Source organism: Enterobacter cloacae complex sp. 370H10 (assembly GCF_050031535.1).
Taxonomy (GTDB): Bacteria; Pseudomonadota; Gammaproteobacteria; order Enterobacterales; family Enterobacteriaceae; genus Enterobacter; species Enterobacter intestinihominis.
On the sequence record NZ_JBLGWG010000001.1, the window covers coordinates 4994889 to 5014180 of the forward strand.

The 19292-nt window shown below is 57.1% G+C and carries 17 protein-coding genes, 2 tRNA genes and 1 rRNA gene; 8 read left to right on the plus strand and 12 right to left on the minus strand.

The features are described from left to right. Positions 1-791 precede the first annotated feature (791 nt). From lldP to trmL, 5 genes are all read left to right on the plus strand, one after another. Complete coding sequence (gene lldP, locus ACQG2Q_RS24605) at positions 792-2447, plus strand: L-lactate permease (RefSeq protein ID WP_022649769.1); 1656 nt, start codon at positions 792-794, stop codon at positions 2445-2447. After that, a complete protein-coding gene (gene lldR / locus ACQG2Q_RS24610) occupies positions 2444-3217 on the plus strand; it encodes a transcriptional regulator LldR (RefSeq protein ID WP_023298877.1) in 774 nt (257 codons plus the stop codon). The genes lldP and lldR overlap by 4 nt, the downstream gene beginning before the upstream one ends. Beyond that, on the plus strand, positions 3214-4401 hold the full coding sequence (gene lldD / locus ACQG2Q_RS24615) for an FMN-dependent L-lactate dehydrogenase LldD (RefSeq protein ID WP_022649770.1): 1188 nt from the start codon (positions 3214-3216) through the stop codon (positions 4399-4401). The genes lldR and lldD overlap by 4 nt, the downstream gene beginning before the upstream one ends. A gap of 179 nt (positions 4402-4580) precedes the next feature. Next, positions 4581-5921, plus strand: coding sequence for an MFS transporter (locus ACQG2Q_RS24620; protein WP_022649771.1), 1341 nt, complete (start codon positions 4581-4583; stop codon positions 5919-5921). A gap of 46 nt (positions 5922-5967) precedes the next feature. After that, on the plus strand, positions 5968-6441 hold the full coding sequence (gene trmL / locus ACQG2Q_RS24625; RefSeq protein WP_022649772.1) for a tRNA (uridine(34)/cytosine(34)/5-carboxymethylaminomethyluridine(34)-2'-O)-methyltransferase TrmL: 474 nt from the start codon (positions 5968-5970) through the stop codon (positions 6439-6441). Positions 6442-6477: 36 nt separating this feature from the next. On the opposite strand, the gene ilvC is transcribed toward trmL, so the two are convergent. Continuing rightward, entirely contained in the window at positions 6478-7953 is a 1476-nt protein-coding gene (gene ilvC / locus ACQG2Q_RS24630; RefSeq protein ID WP_022649773.1) for a ketol-acid reductoisomerase, read from the minus strand. A 152-nt stretch (positions 7954-8105) separates the two neighbouring features. Between ilvC and ilvY the strand changes: the two genes are divergently transcribed. Further along, on the plus strand, positions 8106-8996 hold the full coding sequence (ilvY, locus tag ACQG2Q_RS24635; RefSeq protein ID WP_017382574.1) for an HTH-type transcriptional activator IlvY: 891 nt from the start codon (positions 8106-8108) through the stop codon (positions 8994-8996). Between the two features lie 45 nt (positions 8997-9041). Here ilvY and ilvA read toward each other — a convergent pair whose 3' ends face one another. The 7 genes from ilvA to ilvL all read right to left on the minus strand — a co-directional run bounded on the left by ilvA (position 9042) and on the right by ilvL (position 15593). After that, the gene (gene ilvA / locus ACQG2Q_RS24640) at positions 9042-10586 is read right to left on the minus strand and encodes a threonine ammonia-lyase, biosynthetic (RefSeq protein ID WP_096216776.1); all 1545 of its coding nucleotides are present in this window, start codon (positions 10584-10586) and stop codon (positions 9042-9044) included. Between the two features lie 2 nt (positions 10587-10588). Next, the gene (gene ilvD / locus ACQG2Q_RS24645; protein ID WP_022649775.1) at positions 10589-12439 is read right to left on the minus strand and encodes a dihydroxy-acid dehydratase; all 1851 of its coding nucleotides are present in this window, start codon (positions 12437-12439) and stop codon (positions 10589-10591) included. A gap of 60 nt (positions 12440-12499) precedes the next feature. Further along, entirely contained in the window at positions 12500-13429 is a 930-nt protein-coding gene (ilvE, locus tag ACQG2Q_RS24650; protein ID WP_003860182.1) for a branched-chain-amino-acid transaminase, read from the minus strand. 19 nt (positions 13430-13448) lie between these two features. Continuing rightward, positions 13449-13712: an acetolactate synthase 2 small subunit gene (gene ilvM / locus ACQG2Q_RS24655; protein WP_063147041.1), complete on the minus strand. Its 264-nt coding sequence runs from the start codon at positions 13710-13712 to the stop codon at positions 13449-13451. Next, the gene (ilvG, locus tag ACQG2Q_RS24660; protein ID WP_063850265.1) at positions 13709-15355 is read right to left on the minus strand and encodes an acetolactate synthase 2 catalytic subunit; all 1647 of its coding nucleotides are present in this window, start codon (positions 15353-15355) and stop codon (positions 13709-13711) included. The genes ilvM and ilvG overlap by 4 nt, the downstream gene beginning before the upstream one ends. Positions 15356-15357: 2 nt before the next feature. Next, positions 15358-15408: a peptide IlvX gene (ilvX, locus tag ACQG2Q_RS24665; protein WP_166792073.1), complete on the minus strand. Its 51-nt coding sequence runs from the start codon at positions 15406-15408 to the stop codon at positions 15358-15360. An 86-nt stretch (positions 15409-15494) separates the two neighbouring features. Continuing rightward, positions 15495-15593: an ilv operon leader peptide gene (gene ilvL / locus ACQG2Q_RS24670; protein ID WP_001311244.1), complete on the minus strand. Its 99-nt coding sequence runs from the start codon at positions 15591-15593 to the stop codon at positions 15495-15497. 341 nt (positions 15594-15934) lie between these two features. Between ilvL and ACQG2Q_RS24675 the strand changes: the two genes are divergently transcribed. Next, positions 15935-17455 (plus strand): YifB family Mg chelatase-like AAA ATPase, encoded by a 1521-nt coding sequence (locus ACQG2Q_RS24675; protein WP_063850263.1) that lies wholly within the window; start codon positions 15935-15937, stop codon positions 17453-17455. A gap of 27 nt (positions 17456-17482) precedes the next feature. Here the strand turns inward: ACQG2Q_RS24675 and ACQG2Q_RS24680 are convergent, their stop codons facing one another. After that, positions 17483-17821, minus strand: coding sequence for a DUF413 domain-containing protein (locus tag ACQG2Q_RS24680; protein WP_006808641.1), 339 nt, complete (start codon positions 17819-17821; stop codon positions 17483-17485). A 118-nt stretch (positions 17822-17939) separates the two neighbouring features. On the opposite strand from ACQG2Q_RS24680, the gene hdfR reads away from it, so the two are divergent. After that, positions 17940-18761, plus strand: a complete 822-nt coding sequence (hdfR, locus tag ACQG2Q_RS24685; protein ID WP_022649779.1) for an HTH-type transcriptional regulator HdfR — start codon at positions 17940-17942, stop codon at positions 18759-18761. Positions 18762-18861: 100 nt separating this feature from the next. On the opposite strand, the gene ACQG2Q_RS24690 is transcribed toward hdfR, so the two are convergent. The 3 genes from ACQG2Q_RS24690 to rrf all read right to left on the minus strand — a co-directional run bounded on the left by ACQG2Q_RS24690 (position 18862) and on the right by rrf (position 19238). Then, a tRNA-Trp gene (locus tag ACQG2Q_RS24690) sits at positions 18862-18937 on the minus strand. A gap of 53 nt (positions 18938-18990) precedes the next feature. Further along, positions 18991-19067 (minus strand) — tRNA-Asp (locus tag ACQG2Q_RS24695). 55 nt (positions 19068-19122) lie between these two features. Further along, positions 19123-19238: ribosomal RNA gene (gene rrf / locus ACQG2Q_RS24700) — 5S ribosomal RNA — on the minus strand. Positions 19239-19292 lie beyond the last annotated feature (54 nt).

The following is a 19292-nucleotide window of genomic DNA, read 5'->3' on the forward strand; positions in this document are numbered from 1 at the left end:
CGTCTACGCATTGAAAAGCAATATGCCGCGTCTGTAAACACTCAGAAATTAACACTCAACTAACAAATTTAACCCCTTTCGATTGCCATAATAATTATTAATCTGCTTTTAATACCGCAACTAAATTACAAGAGAGTTAACTGATCATTGTTTGATCAATTTATTTCAGAATATTATTAGCCAAAAAATGTCTGTTCAGCGCAAAATTCTTACCCTTTATCCTGAAAAACCGCAATTGGGCAGGATATTTCTTTATCGATCATCAATTGATCGTTTGTAATACACTGTTAAAATCTATATGTGAAATTTACCTTAATTAAAATTTTTTGCTACAGCTTAGATTTCGCATTTTTAACCAAAAAAAATTTTTATTTATAGGAAATATATCACTCTGCTCACACATATACAGCTTCTCAAAAACACAAATAAAACAAACAAACCTCATTCAATTCACGAAATATTATCACCTCTCCTTTTTATATAACCTCTTTTACGCGCCGTATCTGCTTAAAAGGCGAGTGTAAGGCTCTCCACCTGACCACCGCTCCCAACGCACACGGTGATTTGATTTTGCGGGTTTGGTCCTACCAATCACGCACAAAGCTATCCATCGTTCACAATTTCGATGCTCCACTTCACAAAACAATTGCTGAATAGCAACACTTGGTTAACCATTTGTTGTCATTAACCCTACATCACAATATTGGAAGGACCACTTTTACACTAAGTGTGACGCAGAGATGAGCAGAGACTCACCCGACGAACACCTGTGTGGTCCTCAGGAGACCTGCATGAGCCTCTGGCAACAAAACTACGATCCGGCCGGAAATATCTGGCTGTCGAGCCTGATCGCATCGCTACCGATCCTGTTTTTCTTCTTTGCGCTAATTAAGCTCAAGCTGAAGGGCTACCTCGCCGCAACGTACACCGTTGCCATCGCCCTGATGGTGGCGTTGTTCTTCTACAAAATGCCGGTCGATCGCGCGCTGGCCTCCGTCGTCTATGGCTTCTTCTACGGACTGTGGCCGATTGCGTGGATCATCATCGCCGCCGTCTTTGTCTACAAAATCTCGGTCAAAACCGGGCAGTTCGACATTATTCGCTCGTCGATTCTCTCCATCACGCCGGACCAGCGTTTGCAGATGCTGATCGTCGGCTTCTCCTTCGGAGCATTTCTGGAAGGGGCGGCAGGATTCGGCGCACCGGTGGCCATCACCGCCGCCCTGCTGGTCGGTCTGGGCTTTAACCCGCTGTATGCCGCTGGCCTGTGCCTGATTGTGAATACCGCGCCGGTGGCGTTTGGCGCGATGGGCATTCCTATTCTGGTGGCGGGCCAGGTGACCGGGCTGGACAGCTTCGAGATCGGCCAGATGGTGGGCCGCCAGCTGCCGTTCCTGACCATTATCGTGCTGTTCTGGATCATGGCGATTATGGACGGCTGGCGCGGCGTGAAGGAGACCTGGCCTGCGGTGATGGTAGCGGGCGGTTCGTTCGCCATTGCCCAGTATCTCAGCTCCAACTTCCTCGGCCCGGAACTGCCGGACATCATCTCTTCCCTGGTGTCGCTGGTCTGTCTGACGCTGTTCCTGAAACGCTGGCAGCCGGTACGTATCTTCCGCTTTGCTGACATGGGCGCATCGCACGTGGATCAGACGCTGGCGCGCACCGGCTATACCGCCGGACAGATTGTGCGCGCGTGGTCACCGTTCCTGTTCCTGACCGCCACCGTGACGCTGTGGAGTATTCCGCCATTTAAAGCCCTGTTCGCCCCGGGCGGCGCGCTGTACGACATGGTGATTAATATCTCCGTGCCGTTCCTCGACAAAATGGTCGCCCGTATGCCGCCGGTGGTACACGACGCCACGCCGTATGCGGCAGTGTTTAAGTTCGACTGGTTCTCAGCCACCGGCACGGCGATCCTGTTTGCCGCTATCCTTTCCGTAGTGTGGCTGCGCATGAAGCCTGCCGCCGCGGTGCAGACCTTTGCGGCGACGATTAAAGAGCTGATGCTGCCGATTTACTCCATCGGCATGGTGCTGGCGTTCGCGTTTATTTCGAACTACTCCGGCCTGTCGTCGACGCTGGCGTTAGCGCTGGCGCATACCGGCCACGCGTTTACCTTCTTCTCGCCGTTCCTCGGCTGGCTGGGGGTGTTCCTGACCGGTTCAGATACGTCATCTAACGCCCTGTTTGCCGCCCTACAGGCCACAGCCGCGCAGCAGATTGGCGTCTCGGACGTGCTGCTGGTCGCCGCGAACACCACCGGCGGCGTGACCGGGAAGATGATCTCACCGCAGTCCATCGCCATTGCCTGTGCCGCGGTGGGGCTGGTAGGCAAAGAGTCGGATCTGTTCCGCTTTACCGTTAAACACAGCCTGATATTTACCTGCATGGTGGGCGTGATCACCACATTGCAGGCCTATGTCTTAACCTGGATGATTCCATGATAGTGATGCCCAGACGCCTGTCCGACGAGATTGCCACTCGCGTACGGGCGCTGATAGAAGAACAACAGCTGGAAGCGGGCATGAGATTGCCCGCCGAGCGTCAGCTTGCCGCCCAGCTTGGCGTGTCGCGCAATTCACTGCGCGAGGCGCTGGCGACGCTGGTCAGCGAAGGGGTGCTGCTGAGCCGTCGAGGCGGCGGCACCTTCGTGCGCTGGCAGCATGACGACTGGTCCGAACAAAACATCGTGCAGCCGCTTAAGACGCTGATGGAAAACGACCCGGACTACAGCTTTGACATCCTCGAAGCGCGCCACGCCATCGAAACCAGCACCGCGTGGCATGCGGCGATGCGGGCAACCGAGGCCGATAAAGAGAAGCTCAAAGCCTGCTTTGAGGCCACGCAAAGCAGCGACCCGGACATCGCCTCCCAGGCGGACGTGCGTTTTCACCTCGCGATTGCCGAGGCCTCGCACAACGTGGTTCTGCTGCAAACCATGCGCGGGTTCTTCGACCTGCTGCAATCCTCCGTGAAGCAGAGCCGCCAGCGCATGTATCTGGTGCCGCCGGTATTTGCCCAACTGACCGAACAGCACGAGGCGGTGCTCAACGCCATTCTGGCCGGTGATGCCGAGGCCGCGCGCAAGGCGATGATGGCGCATCTCGGCTTCGTGCATACCACCATTAAACGATTCGATGAAGATCAGGCCCGACAGGCGCGTATTACCCGTCTGCCTGGCGAGAGTGATATTTCCAGGGAGAACAAAGCATGATTATTTCCGCAGCCAGTGACTATCGCGCCGCGGCACAGCGCATTTTGCCGCCATTCCTGTTCCACTACATTGACGGCGGGGCGTACGCCGAATATACCCTGCGCCGCAACGTGGAGGACCTGTCGGAAGTGGCCCTGCGCCAGCGCGTGCTGAAGAATATGTCTGACCTGAGCCTTGAGACGAAGCTGTTTAACGAGACGCTCTCCATGCCGGTGGCGCTTGCGCCCGTCGGCTTATGCGGCATGTATGCCCGCCGGGGCGAAGTGCAGGCCGCCGCCGCCGCAGATGCCAAAGGCATTCCGTTTACCCTTTCCACCGTGTCCGTCTGCCCGATTGAAGAGGTCGCCCCGACCATCAAGCGCCCGATGTGGTTCCAGCTGTACGTCCTGCGCGATCGCGGCTTTATGCGTAACGCGCTGGAGCGCGCCAAAGCGGCGGGCTGCTCTACGCTGGTCTTTACCGTCGATATGCCCACGCCCGGCGCCCGCTACCGTGATGCGCACTCCGGCATGAGCGGTCCGAACGCCGCGATGCGCCGCTACTGGCAGGCGGTGACGCACCCGCAGTGGGCGTGGGATGTCGGCGTGAATGGCCGTCCGCACGATCTGGGCAATATTTCGGCCTACCTGGGTAAACCGACCGGGCTGGAAGATTACATCGGCTGGCTGGCGAACAACTTCGATCCATCCATCTCCTGGAAAGACCTGGAGTGGATCCGCGAATTCTGGGACGGCCCGATGGTGATCAAAGGGATCCTCGATCCGGAAGATGCGCGCGACGCGGTGCGTTTTGGCGCCGATGGGATCGTGGTCTCTAACCATGGTGGCCGCCAGCTTGACGGGGTGCTCTCCTCCGCCCGCGCCCTGCCAGCCATTGCCGATGCGGTGAAAGGCGATATTGCGATTCTGGCCGACAGCGGCATCCGTAACGGGCTGGACGTGGTGCGCATGATTGCCCTGGGCGCAGACAGTGTGCTGCTGGGCCGTGCTTACCTGTACGCGCTGGCCACCAGCGGCCAGGCGGGCGTGGCGAATCTGCTGAACCTGATCGAGAAAGAGATGAAGGTGGCGATGACCCTGACCGGTGCGAAAACAATCGGTGAAATCAGCAAAGACTCTCTGGTGCAGGAGCTCAGTAAGCTGCCTGCGGCGCTGGCCCCCCTTTCTCAGGGAAACGCGGCCTGATCTCCCCCGGTTAGCCTCCCCTTCTTCCGCGCCCGACTTCCCCCTCGGGCGCTTTTTTTGTCGAAAATAACACCTGCGTAACATTCTGGATAAGAAAATTTGACACAGCCTGCCCTCCGCAATTGTATAGACAAGCAAATACAAGAACACAAAAACAACATCACATCGGAGGGGAACGTATGACGTATTCAGGTCGGGTGGATATTCAGCAGGTGATCGATGAGAGTCCTTTTTCAGGGTTTCACTGGCTTCTTATTGTGCTGGGCTTTCTGGTGCTGGCGATCGATGGTTTCGATACCGCCGCGATGGGTTACATTGCGCCTACGCTGTCGGCGGAGTGGGGAATACATAAACAGGATCTGGGGCCGGTGTTGAGTGCGGCGCTACTGGGGCTGTCGCTGGGAGCTCTTATTGCAGGTCCGGTATCGGACCGTATGGGACGCAAGCGCGTACTGGTCTTTTCATGCCTGTTCTTCGGCCTGGCGAGCCTGGGCACGGCCTGGGCGCAAAGTCTGAATACCCTGACGCTGTGGCGATTTCTGACCGGTCTCGGGCTGGGCGCCGCGATGCCTAACGCCATCACGCTGATCTCAGAGTTTGCCCCCCAGCGCTGCCGCGCCATGGCAATTAACACCATGTACTGCGGCTTTCCGCTGGGTGCGGCGGGCGGCGGGGCGATCTCGTCCTGGCTTATCCCTCACCATGGCTGGCGAAGCGTGCTGCTGACCGGCGCGATTGCGCCGCTGATTTTAACGGTGCTGCTGGCGCTGCTGTTGCCGGAGTCGGTGAAGTTTCTGGTGCAGCGCGGAAAAGACGTCGCGCAGGTTCGCCGCATCGCCAGCCGGTTCGCCCGCAGCACGCTGGATAGCGTCACGGGCTTTTTCCTGGCGGAGGAGAAGGTCGCGTCGAAAAAAGGCAGCGTGTCGCAGCTGTTTTCCATGCCCTGGCTGCCCGGCACCCTGATGCTGTGGGTCACCTACTTTATGGGACTGGTGATTTATTACGTCCTGCTGAGCTGGATGCCAACGCTGATGCAGGGGATGGGGTATGCGCTGGCGGAATCCGCCTGGCTCACCTCGCTGTTCACCTTCGGCGGCACCGCTGGCATTCTGCTCGCGGGCTGGATGATGGACCGCTGGGAAGCGCACAAGGTGGTCGCGTGTGGTTTCGTGCTGACGATGGGCCTGATTCTTTTACTCGGCATTGAGCATAATCATATCGCCCTGTTTGGCGGGTTAATCTTCCTGATGGGGATCGCGATGAATGGCGCGCAGTCGGGGATGCAGACCCTGGCCGCCACCTTTTACCCTACCGAGTGCCGTGCGACGGGTATCGCCTGGATGCAGGGGATCGGCCGCTTCGGCGGCGTGGCGGGCACCATGACCAGCGCCCAGCTTCTCTCCATGCAGTGGCAGGCGGACAGTATTTTGATGATCCTCAGCGTGCCTGCTCTCGTGGCCGCGGCGGCAACCGTCTACAAAATGCTGTATAGCCGCTCGCAGGAGCCGGGCGTCGCCTAGTCCCTCTCTTTTCTGCTATTCTGCCCCCCGCAATTAAGGGGGCAGCATGCTTAACATCGTCTTATTCGAACCAGAAATCCCACCCAATACCGGCAATATCATCCGCCTGTGCGCCAACACCGGTTTTCGTCTGCACATCATTGAGCCGATGGGCTTTACGTGGGACGACAAACGTCTGCGCCGCGCGGGGCTGGACTACCATGAGTTTACTGCCGTCGTTCGTCATCACGATTACGCCGCGTTTCTGGACGCAGAGAAGCCGCAGCGCATGTTCGCCCTGACCACCAAAGGCACGCCAGCGCACAGTGCCGTAAGCTATCAGGACGGGGATTATCTGATGTTTGGTCCGGAAACCCGCGGCCTGCCGGCCACCATTCTGGATGCCCTGCCCGCTGAGCAAAAAATTCGTATTCCGATGATGCCGGACAGCCGCAGCATGAACCTGTCGAATGCGGTGTCGGTGGTGGTGTATGAGGCGTGGCGCCAGCTGGGTTATCCCGGCGCGATACTGCGTAGCTAAAACAGTTCGGGTGGCTTGCGCCACCCGATTGTCTTTTTAGTCTGCTACTGCGATACGTTTCATATCGGTCATGTAGCCACGCAGTTTCTGGCCCACTTTCTCGATTTCGTGGCTGCGAATCGCTTCGTTGACGTCACGAAGCTGCGCGTTATCAACCGCACCTTCCGCAATCGCTTTACCCAGATCGCCTGCTTGCAGGGTAGTCATGAACTCTTTCAGCAGCGGTACGCAGGCGTAAGAGAACAGATAGTTACCGTACTCGGCGGTATCGGAGATCACCACGTTCATCTCATACAGACGCTTACGGGCGATGGTGTTTGCGATCAGCGGCAGCTCGTGCAGCGATTCGTAGTACGCAGATTCTTCAATGATGCCGGAATCCACCATGGTTTCGAACGCCAGCTCAACGCCCGCTTTCACCATCGCGATCATCAGTACGCCTTTATCGAAGTACTCCTGCTCGCTGATTTTACCCTCGAACTGTGGTGCCGTTTCGAACGCGGTTTTACCGGTCTCTTCGCGCCAGGTCAGCAGTTTCTTATCGTCATTCGCCCAGTCCGCCATCATGCCGGAAGAGAACTCGCCGGAGATGATGTCGTCCATGTGTTTCTGGAACAGCGGTGCCATGATGGTTTTCAGCTGTTCAGAGAGTGCGAACGCGCGCAGTTTTGCCGGATTGGACAGACGGTCCATCATCAGCGTAATGCCGCCCTGCTTCAGCGCTTCGGTGATGGTTTCCCAGCCGAACTGAATCAGTTTTTCCGCATATGCCGGGTCGGTGCCCTCTTCCACCAGCTTGTCGAAGCACAGCAGGGAGCCAGCCTGGAGCATGCCGCACAGAATGGTCTGCTCGCCCATCAGGTCAGATTTCACTTCCGCAACGAAGGAAGATTCCAGTACGCCCGCACGATGGCCGCCGGTGGCCGCTGCCCAGGCTTTGGCAATCGCCATGCCTTCGCCTTTCGGATCGTTTTCCGGGTGAACGGCGATCAGCGTCGGTACGCCGAAACCACGTTTGTACTCTTCGCGCACTTCGGTGCCCGGGCACTTCGGTGCCACCATCACTACGGTGATGTCTTTACGGATCTGCTCGCCCACTTCAACGATGTTGAAGCCGTGGGAGTAACCCAGCGCGGCGCCGTCTTTCATCAGCGGCTGTACGGAACGTACAACGTCTGAGTGCTGCTTGTCTGGCGTCAGGTTAACCACCAGGTCCGCCTGCGGGATCAGCTCTTCGTAGGTACCTACTTTGAAGCCGTTTTCGGTCGCTTTACGCCAGGAAGCGCGCTTTTCAGCAATCGCTTCTTTGCGCAGGGCGTAGGAGATATCCAGACCGGAGTCACGCATGTTCAGGCCCTGGTTCAGACCCTGTGCGCCACAGCCGACGATGACCACTTTTTTACCCTGAAGGTAGCTCGCGCCATCGGCAAATTCGTCGCGCGCCATAAAGCGGCATTTGCCCAGCTGCGCCAGCTGCTGGCGCAAGTTCAGTGTATTAAAGTAGTTAGCCATGGGTGATACCTCGTGATGTTGTGTGTCTTATTGTTCGGTTCGCGTTTCAGCGAGAATGTACCCACATTACAACAGGAAATTTATTGCGGAAATTGATATATTCACAACGTCACATTGCAATTTATGCAATGTAAAAAGAGGGAGTGGAATCGGTGGATTTACGCGATCTGAAAATGTTCCTGCACCTGGCGGAAAGCCGTCACTTTGGCCGCAGCGCCCGGGCGATGCACGTCAGCCCCTCCACGCTGTCGCGCCAGATCCAGCGCCTTGAGGAAGACCTCGGCCAGCCGCTGTTCGTGCGCGATAACCGCACCGTCACCCTCACGGAAGCCGGTGAAGAGCTGCGCATCTTTGCCCAGCAAACCTTGTTGCAGTACCAGCAGCTGCGGCACACCATCGACCAGCAGGGGCCGTCGCTTTCCGGCGAGCTGCATATTTTCTGCTCCGTGACCGCCGCCTACAGCCATCTTCCCCCCATTCTCGACCGCTTCCGCGCGGAACATCCGTCGGTTGAAATTAAGCTCACCACCGGCGATGCCGCCGACGCGATGGAAAAAGTGGTCACGGGCGAAGCGGATCTCGCGATTGCCGGGAAGCCGGAAACCCTGCCGGGCGCGGTAGCGTTCTCAATGCTGGAGAATCTGGCGGTAGTACTGATTGCCCCGGCGCTGCCCTGCCCGGTGCGCAACCAGGTCTCGGTGGAGAAACCGGACTGGTCGACGGTGCCGTTTATCATGGCCGATCAGGGGCCGGTGCGCCGCCGCATTGAGCTGTGGTTCCGCCGCCAGAAAATCAGCAACCCGTCGATTTACGCCACGGTCGGCGGCCATGAGGCTATGGTGTCGATGGTGGCGCTCGGCTGCGGCGTGGCGCTGCTGCCAGAAGTGGTGCTGGAAAACAGCCCGGAGCCAGTGCGCAATCGCGTGATGATTTTAGAACGCAGCGACGAAAAAACGCCGTTCGAGCTTGGCGTGTGCGCACAAAAAAAGCGGCTGCATGAGCCGCTTATTGATGCGTTCTGGAAGATATTGCCGAACCACTAAAGCCGGGTGGCGCTGCGCTTACCCGGCCTACACGCAGCTCAACCCCTAGCCCGCGAGGAAGAAGCGGAACGCCGGGTTGTGGGTTTCGTCATGGCACTCATAGCCCAGCTCGTTCAGGCGCGTTTCGAAATCCGGCTCGTGCTCGCCCAGCTCGAACGCCGCCAGCACGCGGCCGTAGTCGGTGCCGTGGCTGCGGTAGTGGAACAGAGAAATGTTCCAGTGGGTGCCCAGCGTGTGCAGGAACTTGAGCAGCGCGCCCGGCGATTCCGGGAACTCGAAGCTGAACAGGCGTTCCTTGAGCGGCTTGGATGGACGGCCGCCGACCATGTAACGCACGTGCAGCTTCGCCATCTCGTCGTCGGAGAGATCGACCACGCTATAGCCGCCCTCATGCAGCAGGTTGAGGATCTCTTTGCGCTCCTCTACGCCGCGGCTCAGACGCACGCCGACAAAAATGCAGGCGTCTTTGGCATCGGCAAAGCGGTAGTTAAACTCCGTCACCGAACGACCGCCCAGCAGCTGACAGAACTTCAGGAAGCTGCCCTTCTCTTCCGGAATGGTCACCGCCAGCAGCGCTTCACGCTGTTCGCCGAGCTCGCAACGCTCGGACACGTAGCGCAGGCCGTGGAAGTTCACGTTGGCACCGGAAAGCACGTGCGCCAGACGCTCGCCGCGGATGTTGTGCTGGGCGATGTATTTCTTCATCCCCGCCAGCGCCAGCGCGCCGGACGGTTCCGCCACCGCCCGAACGTCTTCGAACAGATCTTTCATCGCCGCGCAGATCGCATCGCTGTCCACCGTGACGATATCGTCGAGATATTCCCGGCACAGGCGGAAGGTTTCGTCGCCAATGCGCTTCACCGCCACGCCCTCGGCGAACAGCCCGACGCGCGGCAGATCCACCGGATGTCCGGCGTCCAGCGCCGCCTTCAGGCAAGCAGAGTCTTCCGCTTCAACCGCAATCACTTTGATCTGCGGCATTAGCTGTTTGATCAGCACCGCCACACCAGCGGCTAAGCCACCGCCGCCCACCGGAACGAAAACGCGGTCGAGATGGGCATCCTGCTGCAAAAGTTCCAGCGCCAGCGTACCCTGCCCGGCAATCACCATCGGGTGATCGAACGGCGGGACCCAGGTGAAGCCCTGCTGCTGCGCCAGCTCAATCGCTTTGGCTTTCGCTTCGTCAAAATTCGCGCCGTGGAGCAGCACTTCCCCGCCAAAACCGCGCACCGCGTCGACTTTGATATCCGCCGTGGCAACCGGCATCACGATCAGCGCTTTCAGCCCTAAACGGGCCGCGGAGAACGCTACGCCCTGCGCGTGGTTGCCCGCCGACGCGGTAATGACGCCGCGCGCTTTCTGCTCATCCGTCAGCCCGGCCATCATCGCGTAGGCGCCGCGCAGCTTGAAGCTGTGCACCGGCTGCCTGTCTTCGCGCTTCACCAGAATGACGTTGTCGAGGCGCGAGGAGAGTTTGTCCATTTTTTGCAGGGGCGTGACCTGCACGGCTTCATAGACCGGCGCGCGCAGCACCGCTCTCAGGTATTCCGCCCCCTCGGGGGCGGCGGATAAAGGTTGTGACTCGGCCATCATTAGCCCCCAAGTTTAGATTTATCGCGCACCGCGCCTTTATCTGCACTGGTGGCAAGACTCGCGTAAGCGCGCAGGGCGAAGGAGACTTCGCGCTGGCGGTCTTTCGGCGTCCAGGCTTTGTCGCCGCGGGCTTCCTGCGCTTCACGACGGGCCGCAATCTCCTGGTCACTCAGCTTCAGCTGAATGCCGCGGTTCGGAATGTCGATTTCGATCAGGTCGCCATCTTCGATGATCGCGATATTGCCGCCGCTTGCCGCTTCCGGGGAGACGTGGCCAATGGAGAGGCCTGACGTGCCGCCAGAGAAACGACCGTCGGTGATCAGCGCGCAGGCTTTGCCGAGGCCCATCGATTTCAGGAAGGTAGTCGGGTAGAGCATCTCCTGCATGCCCGGACCGCCTTTCGGCCCTTCGTAGCGAATGACCACCACGTCGCCTTCCACCACTTTGCCACCGAGGATAGCGTCTACCGCCTCGTCCTGGCTTTCATACACTTTTGCCGGACCGGTGAATTTGAGAATGCTGTCGTCCACGCCTGCGGTTTTCACGATGCAGCCGTTTTCCGCAAAGTTACCGTACAGCACGGCCAGACCGCCGTCTTTGCTGTAGGCATGTTCCAGCGAGCGGATGCAGCCTTCGGCGCGATCATCATCCAGCGTGTCCCAGCGGCAATCCTGCGAGAACGCCTGCGTGGTGCGAATACCTGCCGGACCGGCGCGGAACATCTTTTTCACCGCGTCGTCTTTGGTCAGCATCACGTCGTACTGGTCCAGCGACTCCGGCAGCGTCAGGCCGAGCACATTTTTCACGTTGCGGTTCAGCAGCCCTGCGCGATCCAGCTCGCCGAGGATACCGATGACACCACCAGCACGATGCACGTCTTCCATATGGTACTTCTGGGTACTCGGCGCGACTTTACACAGCTGCGGCACTTTGCGGGAGAGCTTGTCGATGTCGCTCATGGTGAAGTCGATTTCGGCTTCCTGCGCGGCGGCCAGCAGGTGCAGAACGGTGTTGGTGGAACCGCCCATGGCGATATCCAGCGTCATGGCGTTTTCGAACGCCGCTTTACTGGCGATGTTGCGCGGCAGCGCGCTGGCGTCGTCCTGCTCGTAGTAGCGTTTGGTCAGTTCAACGATGCGCTTGCCCGCGTTAAGGAACAGCTGCTTACGGTCGGCGTGGGTCGCCAGCAGCGAGCCGTTACCCGGCTGAGAAAGGCCCAGCGCTTCGGTCAGGCAGTTCATGGAGTTGGCGGTGAACATCCCGGAACAGGAGCCGCAGGTCGGACACGCGGAGCGTTCCACCTGGTCGCTCTGCTCGTCAGAGACTTTCGGGTCCGCGCCCTGGATCATCGCATCGACCAGGTCGAGCTTGATGATTTTGTCGGAAAGCTTGGTTTTACCCGCTTCCATCGGGCCGCCGGAAACGAAGATCACCGGAATGTTCAGGCGCAGGGAGGCCATCAGCATCCCCGGGGTGATTTTGTCGCAGTTGGAGATACAGACCATCGCATCGGCGCAGTGGGCGTTAACCATGTACTCCACCGAGTCGGCGATCAGCTCGCGCGACGGCAGTGAATAGAGCATCCCCCCGTGGCCCATTGCGATACCGTCATCCACCGCAATGGTGTTGAACTCTTTCGCCACGCCGCCGGAGGCTTCGATTTGCTCGGCAACCAGCTTACCGAGATCGCGCAGGTGCACATGGCCCGGCACAAACTGGGTGAAGGAGTTCACCACGGCGATAATTGGCTTGCCGAAATCGGCGTCGGTCATTCCGGTGGCGCGCCACAGTGCGCGGGCCCCCGCCATATTACGGCCGTGGGTGGTGGTGGCTGAACGATACTTAGGCATGCTTTATTTACTCCCGTCTGACTATTAAATGGGACGGTGCGTGCCGTCCCAAATTTATATTTAGTGATTAACCTGATCCAACCAGCCGTATTTGTCTTCTGTTTCGCCGGTGAACAGGCCGAAGAAGGCTTGCTGAATGCGTTTGGTGACCGGACCACAGCGGCCTTCGCCCACCTGAATGCCGTCGACGCTACGCACCGGTGTAATTTCAGCCGCGGTACCGGACATGAACACTTCGTCAGCCAGGTACAGGGATTCGCGGGACAGCACCTGCTCGCGTACTTCGATACCCAGATCTTTTGCCAGCTTGATGATGGCGTCGCGGGTGATGCCCGGCAGCGCGGACGAGGTGAACGGCGGGGTGAACAGAATGCCGTCTTTCACTTCAAACAGGTTTTCGCCCGCACCTTCGGAGATGTAGCCATTTACATCGAGCGCGATACCTTCCTGGTAACCGTGACGGCGCGCTTCGCTGCCGACCAGCAGTGAGGAAAGGTAGTTACCGCCCGCTTTAGCCGCGGTCGGGATAGTGTTTGGTGCCACGCGGTTCCAGGAAGAAACCATTGCGTCGATCCCCTGATCCAGTGCTTCCGCGCCCAGGTAGGCGCCCCACGGGAACGCAGCAATGATCACATCGGTGTTATAGCCAGCGGGCGGATTGACACCCATGCCGACATCACCCACGAAGACCAGCGGACGAATATAGGCACTGGTCAGTTTGTTCTGGCGGATCACCTCGCGGCAGGCTTCCATCAGCTCATCAACGCTTTGGGAGACCGGGAAACGATAAATTTTGGCTGAGTCATGCAGACGCTGCATGTGTTCGCGATGGCGGAACACCACTGGTCCTTTGTGAGAATCGTAGCAACGGATGCCTTCAAACACGGAGGTGCCGTAGTGCAGCGCGTGGGACATCACGTGAACTTTCGCGTCTTCCCAGCGAACCATCTCACCATTGAACCAAATGTAATCAGCTTTTTTTGTCGTCATTTTTTTCGTCCTGTCACGCTTAAGCGCGGATTTGTTGTGATGTGGTTGTGCTCTGGCAGATGGCAACATGGGCAACGTCTACCAGTTTTGATAACTGACTAAACAGTAAGTCGACCGGCCGCGGGCTGGCAACGGTTAATTCGATACTGATATTTTGTGCATCCGTGGCCGTTTCCATATTCATAGAGCAAACCTGAAAACCACGGTGACGGACCACACGCAATACGCGTTCTAACGTTTCCGGGTTGAAGCGAGCCTGCACGGCGACCTGATGTTGCATCATGATAATTTCTCCAGCATTTGTGAGTTACTGGCACCGGGCGGTACCAACGGCCAGACGTTCTCAAGCTCGTCGATTGAGACATGAAGCAGGTATGGCCCTTCGCTTGACAGCATGGTGTCGAGTGCCGCTTCAACCTGGTCTTTACGGGTGATGTGCTGGCCAGGAATGCCGAAGGCGCTGGCCAGGGTGAGGAAATCGGGGTTGTCGGTCAGGGTCGTTTCGCTGTAACGCTCCTGGAAGAACAGCTGCTGCCACTGGCGAACCATGCCTAAACGCTGGTTATCGAGCAAAACGATTTTCAGCGGTAACTGCTTACGCTTCACGGTGCCGAGCTCCTGGACGTTCATCATGAAGGAGCCGTCACCGGAGATACAGATAACGGTATCGTTCGGGCGGGCAACCTGTGCGCCCACGGCAGCGGGCAGGCCGAAGCCCATCGTGCCTAAGCCGCTCGAGGTGATGAAGTTCTCCGGGCGGGTGTAGGTCATGTGCTGGGCTGACCACATCTGATGCTGGCCGACATCCGTCGTCACCACGCTGTCTGCGGGTTTGCGGTCGGACAACTGTTTCAACAATAGCGGCGCATAGATGGCCTCGCCGGGGTGATCGTAACGCCAGGCGTGTTCAGCGCGCATATCGGCGGTGTGCTGACGCCATGGGTTGATATCCAGCGGCTGCTCCAGCGCCGGTAACAGCGCGTTGAGATCGCCCTGCAACGCGACATGCGCCTGACGCAGTTTGTTCATCTCCGCCGGGTCGATGTCCATATGGATCACTTTGGCGTTCGGCGCAAAGGTGTTCAGCTTGCCGGTGACGCGGTCGTCAAAACGGGCGCCGACGGCGATGAGCAGGTCACACTCCTGCACTGCCAGGTTTGCCGCTTTGGTGCCGTGCATCCCTAACATGCCCAAATAGTATGGATAGTCCGCGTCGACCGCGCCCAATCCTTTCAGCGTGCAGGTGGCGGGCATTTGCGTTACTGCGATAAATTCGCGCAGGGCAGGAACAGCCTGCGCCATGCCCACGCCGCCGCCTACATACAGCATCGGCTGTTTCGCCTGCGCCAGCATCTGGCGAGCCTCTTCAACCTCCGCATGGGGAAACACGTTTTCGCTTTCAACGGTGGAGAAGTGCGGTTCCAGATCGCCGAGTGCAACCTGAATATCTTTCGGGATATCTACCAGAACCGGGCCAGGACGGCCAGAGCTGGCAACCTCGAACGCTTTGGCCATCACGCGCGGCAGCTCTTCGAGAGACTGAACGAGGAAGCTATGTTTGGTGCAGGCAAGCGATAAACCGAGCACATCCACTTCCTGGAAAGCATCGGTGCCGATGAACGGAGAGGCCACCTGGCCGGTGATCGCCACCACGGGTACGGAATCGAGCAGCGCGTCAGCCAGGCCGGTGATCAGGTTCGTTGCGCCCGGACCGGAGGTGGCCATACAGACGCCGGTTTTACCGGTCGCACGGGCATAACCGATGGCGGCCATCGCTGCGCCCTGCTCGTGTCGGCACAAGAGGTGTTCCACGCCGCCGTCATACAGTGCATCGTAAATCGGCATAATTGCGCCACCCGGATAACCGAATACGGTTTCGACTCCCTGCGCGCGCAACGCATGTACTACCCATTGTGCCCCATTCATAGTTAGTTCCCCGTCATAAATCTGGAGAAACAGAATTTTGTGCTAGTCGTCATTCTCTGCTCCTCATTTAAGTTTTTTAGTCATAAAAAAACCCCCGGACCTTTCGGTGCGGGGGTCTTAGTTCGTTAAGGCTTGATTTCTAAGCCTTTCCTCGTCCAAGTGCAGCCCCGCACGGTGGGATAATAATCACCACCACGCTAATCACGACCAGGCTAATCACTCGTAGAAGGGCTGTCATTTTCAGTTCTTTTTGCATCTTGTTCGAAGGAATACCTAAAGAGTTACCACAGATATTTCATCTGACACAAGATTTTTTTATGACCCATTTCTGTAGCAGGCGAACTATTTATTTCAAAATCGTTGTTTTATATAGGGAAAAAATAGAAATGAAGATTTTTCATTTTTTTGTCCTGTTTCATCAGGCAAGGCGCGCATGATTTCTTTTCTGCGAGGCCGATTCCACCGACATGTAATGATTACATTTAGGCGCTAAAAGGGTGGAACGAGCGCCGTAATTCAGTGAATTAGCGCTAAACAGGAAAAAATGATGCTGGCATAGTCACCGCCAAGGAGGGGCTTATGTCACTGTCAGTTGTTTATACACGCGCGGCCATCGGCGTGAAGGCACCGCTTATTTCTGTAGAGGTTCATTTAAGTAATGGACTGCCCGGACTGACGCTGGTCGGCTTACCCGAAACGACCGTTAAGGAGGCCAGGGATCGCGTGCGCAGCGCAATTATTAATAGCGGTTATGCTTTTCCGGCGAAGAAGATCACCATCAACCTTGCGCCCGCCGATTTGCCAAAGGAGGGAGGGCGATATGATTTACCTATTGCTATAGCGCTTCTCGCGGCTTCTGAACAGCTCAATACGCCAGGGTTAAGCTCGTGCGAGTTCGTGGGTGAATTAGCGCTTACAGGCGCGTTAAGAGGCGTTCCCGGAGCAATCTCGGGTGCGCTTGAAGCCATACGCGCGGGAAGGCAAATCATTGTGGCCAATGAAAATGCCTCTGAAGTCAGCCTTATCGCCGAAAAGGGGTGTCTTGTCGCGGGACATTTGCAGGAGGTTTGCGCCTGGCTGGAAGGCCGACATGAGCTTGCCGAGCCGCAGGAGAATGAGGAGGTAGTGGCATATTCACCCGATGACCTCAGCGATATTATGGGTCAGGAACAGGGTAAGCGGGCGTTAGAAATAACGGCCGCGGGTGGGCATAACCTGCTACTGATAGGTCCGCCAGGCACGGGGAAAACGATGCTGGCGAGCAGGTTGAGCGGCCTGCTGCCCCCCCTCAATAATCACGAAGCGCTGGAAAGCGCCGCGATATTTAGCCTGGTCAGTTCAATATCGCTGCATAAACAGTGGCGCCGCCGTCCTTTCCGCTCGCCACACCACAGTGCGTCTCTTACCGCGATGGTGGGCGGGGGCTCAATTCCCGGACCGGGTGAAATCTCACTGGCACACAACGGCATTCTGTTCCTGGATGAATTGCCAGAGTTTGAACGCCGCGTGCTGGATGCGTTGCGGGAGCCGATTGAATCCGGCGAAATCCATCTGTCTCGTACACGCGCCAAAATAAGCTACCCTGCGCAGTTTCAGCTGGTCGCCGCGATGAACCCTAGCCCAACGGGCCATTATCAGGGCAACCATAACCGCTGTACGCCGGAGCAGACGCTGCGCTATCTGAGTAAGCTGTCCGGCCCCTTCCTCGACCGTTTTGATTTATCTCTCGAGATCCCCCTGCCACCGCCCGGTCTGCTGAGGCAAACCGGTATCAAAGGCGAAAGCTCAGCAGTGGTGCGAGAACGGGTTATTGCGGCTCAGGCGCGGCAGTATGCCCGTCAGAACAGGCTGAATGCCCGGCTGGATAACAGCGGGATCCGACAGTTTTGCTCTCTCAACGCCGAAGATGCAGGCTGGCTGGAAGAGACACTGACGCGGTTTGGGCTATCCATTCGCGCGTGGCAGCGTTTGTTGAAAGTTGCGCGCACGGTCGCTGACGTGGAGGGCTGCCCCGGAATAGAGAGGCGACATTTGCAGGAGGCATTAAGCTACCGTGCGATCGATCGGCTGCTGTTGCATCTGCAAAAAATGCTGGCATAAAAAAAGGGGCCGTAGCCCCTTCTCTTCTTAATCGTCAGACTCGGTGTAGTCTTCTGCACCTTCCATCTGCGGCTTGCCGCCAGACAGCGTATGGAAACGCTTAGGACGCTTAATGCGAGCCATATACTTGATCCATACACGTTCTGCATCAGACTGCGGCTCACGCTCACCACGACAAACAGAGACAAATTGTTTTTCATCTTCGGTTGCCGGTTCGCGCTTACCCAGATCCAGCTCGTTAAAGGCATAACCATGGCGCTCAAGAAGTTGAGCTTCTTTGATAGTGAAATCGCCGTGACGAGAGAACCCGCGCGGATAATGTTTATTATCGAAAAAACGATTAGTCGTCGTAAAGCTTTCCGCCATCCTACACGCTCCTAATTCTTTGGCCGAGCTATTTATGGCGCGGAGTATTAGTTACGCTTGACAGAGTGTAAAACAAAACATTTAAATCATAACGACAAATAATTTTGTGGAGAAAGATGTGGATACGGAATTGCTAAAAACTTTCCTCGAAGTGAGCAGAACGCGACACTTTGGGCGAGCAGCTGAAGCCCTCTACCTGACGCAGTCAGCAGTCAGTTTTCGTATTCGACAGCTGGAAAATCAACTGGGTGTGAACCTTTTTACCCGCCATCGCAACAATATTCGTCTAACCCCGGCCGGTGAAAAGCTATTGCCTTATGCAGAAACCCTGATGAATACCTGGCAGGCAGCGCGAAAGGAGGTTGCGCACACATCCCGGCATAATGAATTCTCGATCGGTGCCAGCGCTTCACTATGGGAATGCATGCTCAGCCAGTGGCTTATGCGGCTATATCGCACACACAACCATCTGCAATTTGAGGCGAGGATTGCGCAACGCCAGTCGCTGGTTAAGCAACTCCACGAGCGGCAGCTTGATCTGCTGATCACCACAGAAGCCCCCAAGATGGATGAATTTAGCAGCCAGATTGTTGGACAGTTTAGCCTGGCGCTCTATGCATCCGAGCCTGCAATGATGAAGGCCGACCTGAATTATTTACGCCTGGAATGGGGGCCTGATTTTCAGCAGCACGAGACGGGGTTAATTGCCAGCGATGATATCCCGCAACTCACGACAAGCTCTGCGGAGATCGCATGCCAGCATCTTCCCACACTGAAAGGCTGTACATGGTTACCTGTTCGCTGGGCGGATAATAAACCTGCACTCCATGTTGTCACCGATTCAACAACGCTCTCCAGGCCGCTGTATGCCATTTGGCTGCAAAACAGCGATAAGCAGTCGCAGATAAAAGATCTGTTAAAAACCAGCATACTGGATTAACGCAAAAGCCTGCGGAAACGCAGGCTGCTTATTCTTCAGGAAGGTGTTGAGCCGTTTTACAGGCAAAAAAAAATCCTTTGCCGAAGCAAAGGATTCTATATGGCAGGGGCGGAGAGACTCGAACTCGCGACACCCGGTTTTGGAGACCGGTGCTCTACCAACTGAGCTACGCCCCTAAATTTTTTTGCCATTAAGCCTGCCCTTTGGGCAGGCTTAATGTCTTAATAAGTGGCGGAACGGACGGGACTCGAACCCGCGACCCCCTGCGTGACAGGCAGGTATTCTAACCGACTGAACTACCGCTCCACCGAATACTTCTGTAACCACCGGATTAATGCACCGGCTTACTACTTAATTTGATGCCTGGCAGTTCCCTACTCTCACATGGGGAGACCCCACACTACCATCGGCGCTACGGCGTTTCACTTCTGAGTTCGGCATGGGGTCAGGTGGGACCACCGCGCTAAAGCCGCCAGGCAAATTCTGTTAATCTGTATCAGGCTGAAAATCGTGTCTGTCTCTCTTCGCCAA

Bases quoted from the DNA above. Each gene is read 5' to 3' on its own strand.
- ilvL (WP_001311244.1), bottom strand. From the start codon at position 15,593: ATGACAGCCCTTCTACGAGTGATTAGCCTGGTCGTGATTAGCGTGGTG.
- ilvM (WP_063147041.1), bottom strand. From the start codon at position 13,712: ATGATGCAACATCAGGTCGCCGTGCAGGCTCGCTTCAACCCGGAAACG.
- lldR (WP_023298877.1), top strand. From the start codon at position 2,444: ATGATAGTGATGCCCAGACGCCTGTCCGACGAGATTGCCACTCGCGTA.
- ilvD (WP_022649775.1), bottom strand. From the start codon at position 12,439: ATGCCTAAGTATCGTTCAGCCACCACCACCCACGGCCGTAATATGGCG.
- ACQG2Q_RS24680 (WP_006808641.1), bottom strand. From the start codon at position 17,821: ATGGCGGAAAGCTTTACGACGACTAATCGTTTTTTCGATAATAAACAT.
- ilvG (WP_063850265.1), bottom strand. From the start codon at position 15,355: ATGAATGGGGCACAATGGGTAGTACATGCGTTGCGCGCGCAGGGAGTC.
- trmL (WP_022649772.1), top strand. From the start codon at position 5,968: ATGCTTAACATCGTCTTATTCGAACCAGAAATCCCACCCAATACCGGC.
- ilvA (WP_096216776.1), bottom strand. From the start codon at position 10,586: ATGGCCGAGTCACAACCTTTATCCGCCGCCCCCGAGGGGGCGGAATAC.
- ilvE (WP_003860182.1), bottom strand. From the start codon at position 13,429: ATGACGACAAAAAAAGCTGATTACATTTGGTTCAATGGTGAGATGGTT.
- ACQG2Q_RS24620 (WP_022649771.1), top strand. From the start codon at position 4,581: ATGACGTATTCAGGTCGGGTGGATATTCAGCAGGTGATCGATGAGAGT.
- ACQG2Q_RS24675 (WP_063850263.1), top strand. From the start codon at position 15,935: ATGTCACTGTCAGTTGTTTATACACGCGCGGCCATCGGCGTGAAGGCA.
- ilvC (WP_022649773.1), bottom strand. From the start codon at position 7,953: ATGGCTAACTACTTTAATACACTGAACTTGCGCCAGCAGCTGGCGCAG.
- lldD (WP_022649770.1), top strand. From the start codon at position 3,214: ATGATTATTTCCGCAGCCAGTGACTATCGCGCCGCGGCACAGCGCATT.
- lldP (WP_022649769.1), top strand. From the start codon at position 792: ATGAGCCTCTGGCAACAAAACTACGATCCGGCCGGAAATATCTGGCTG.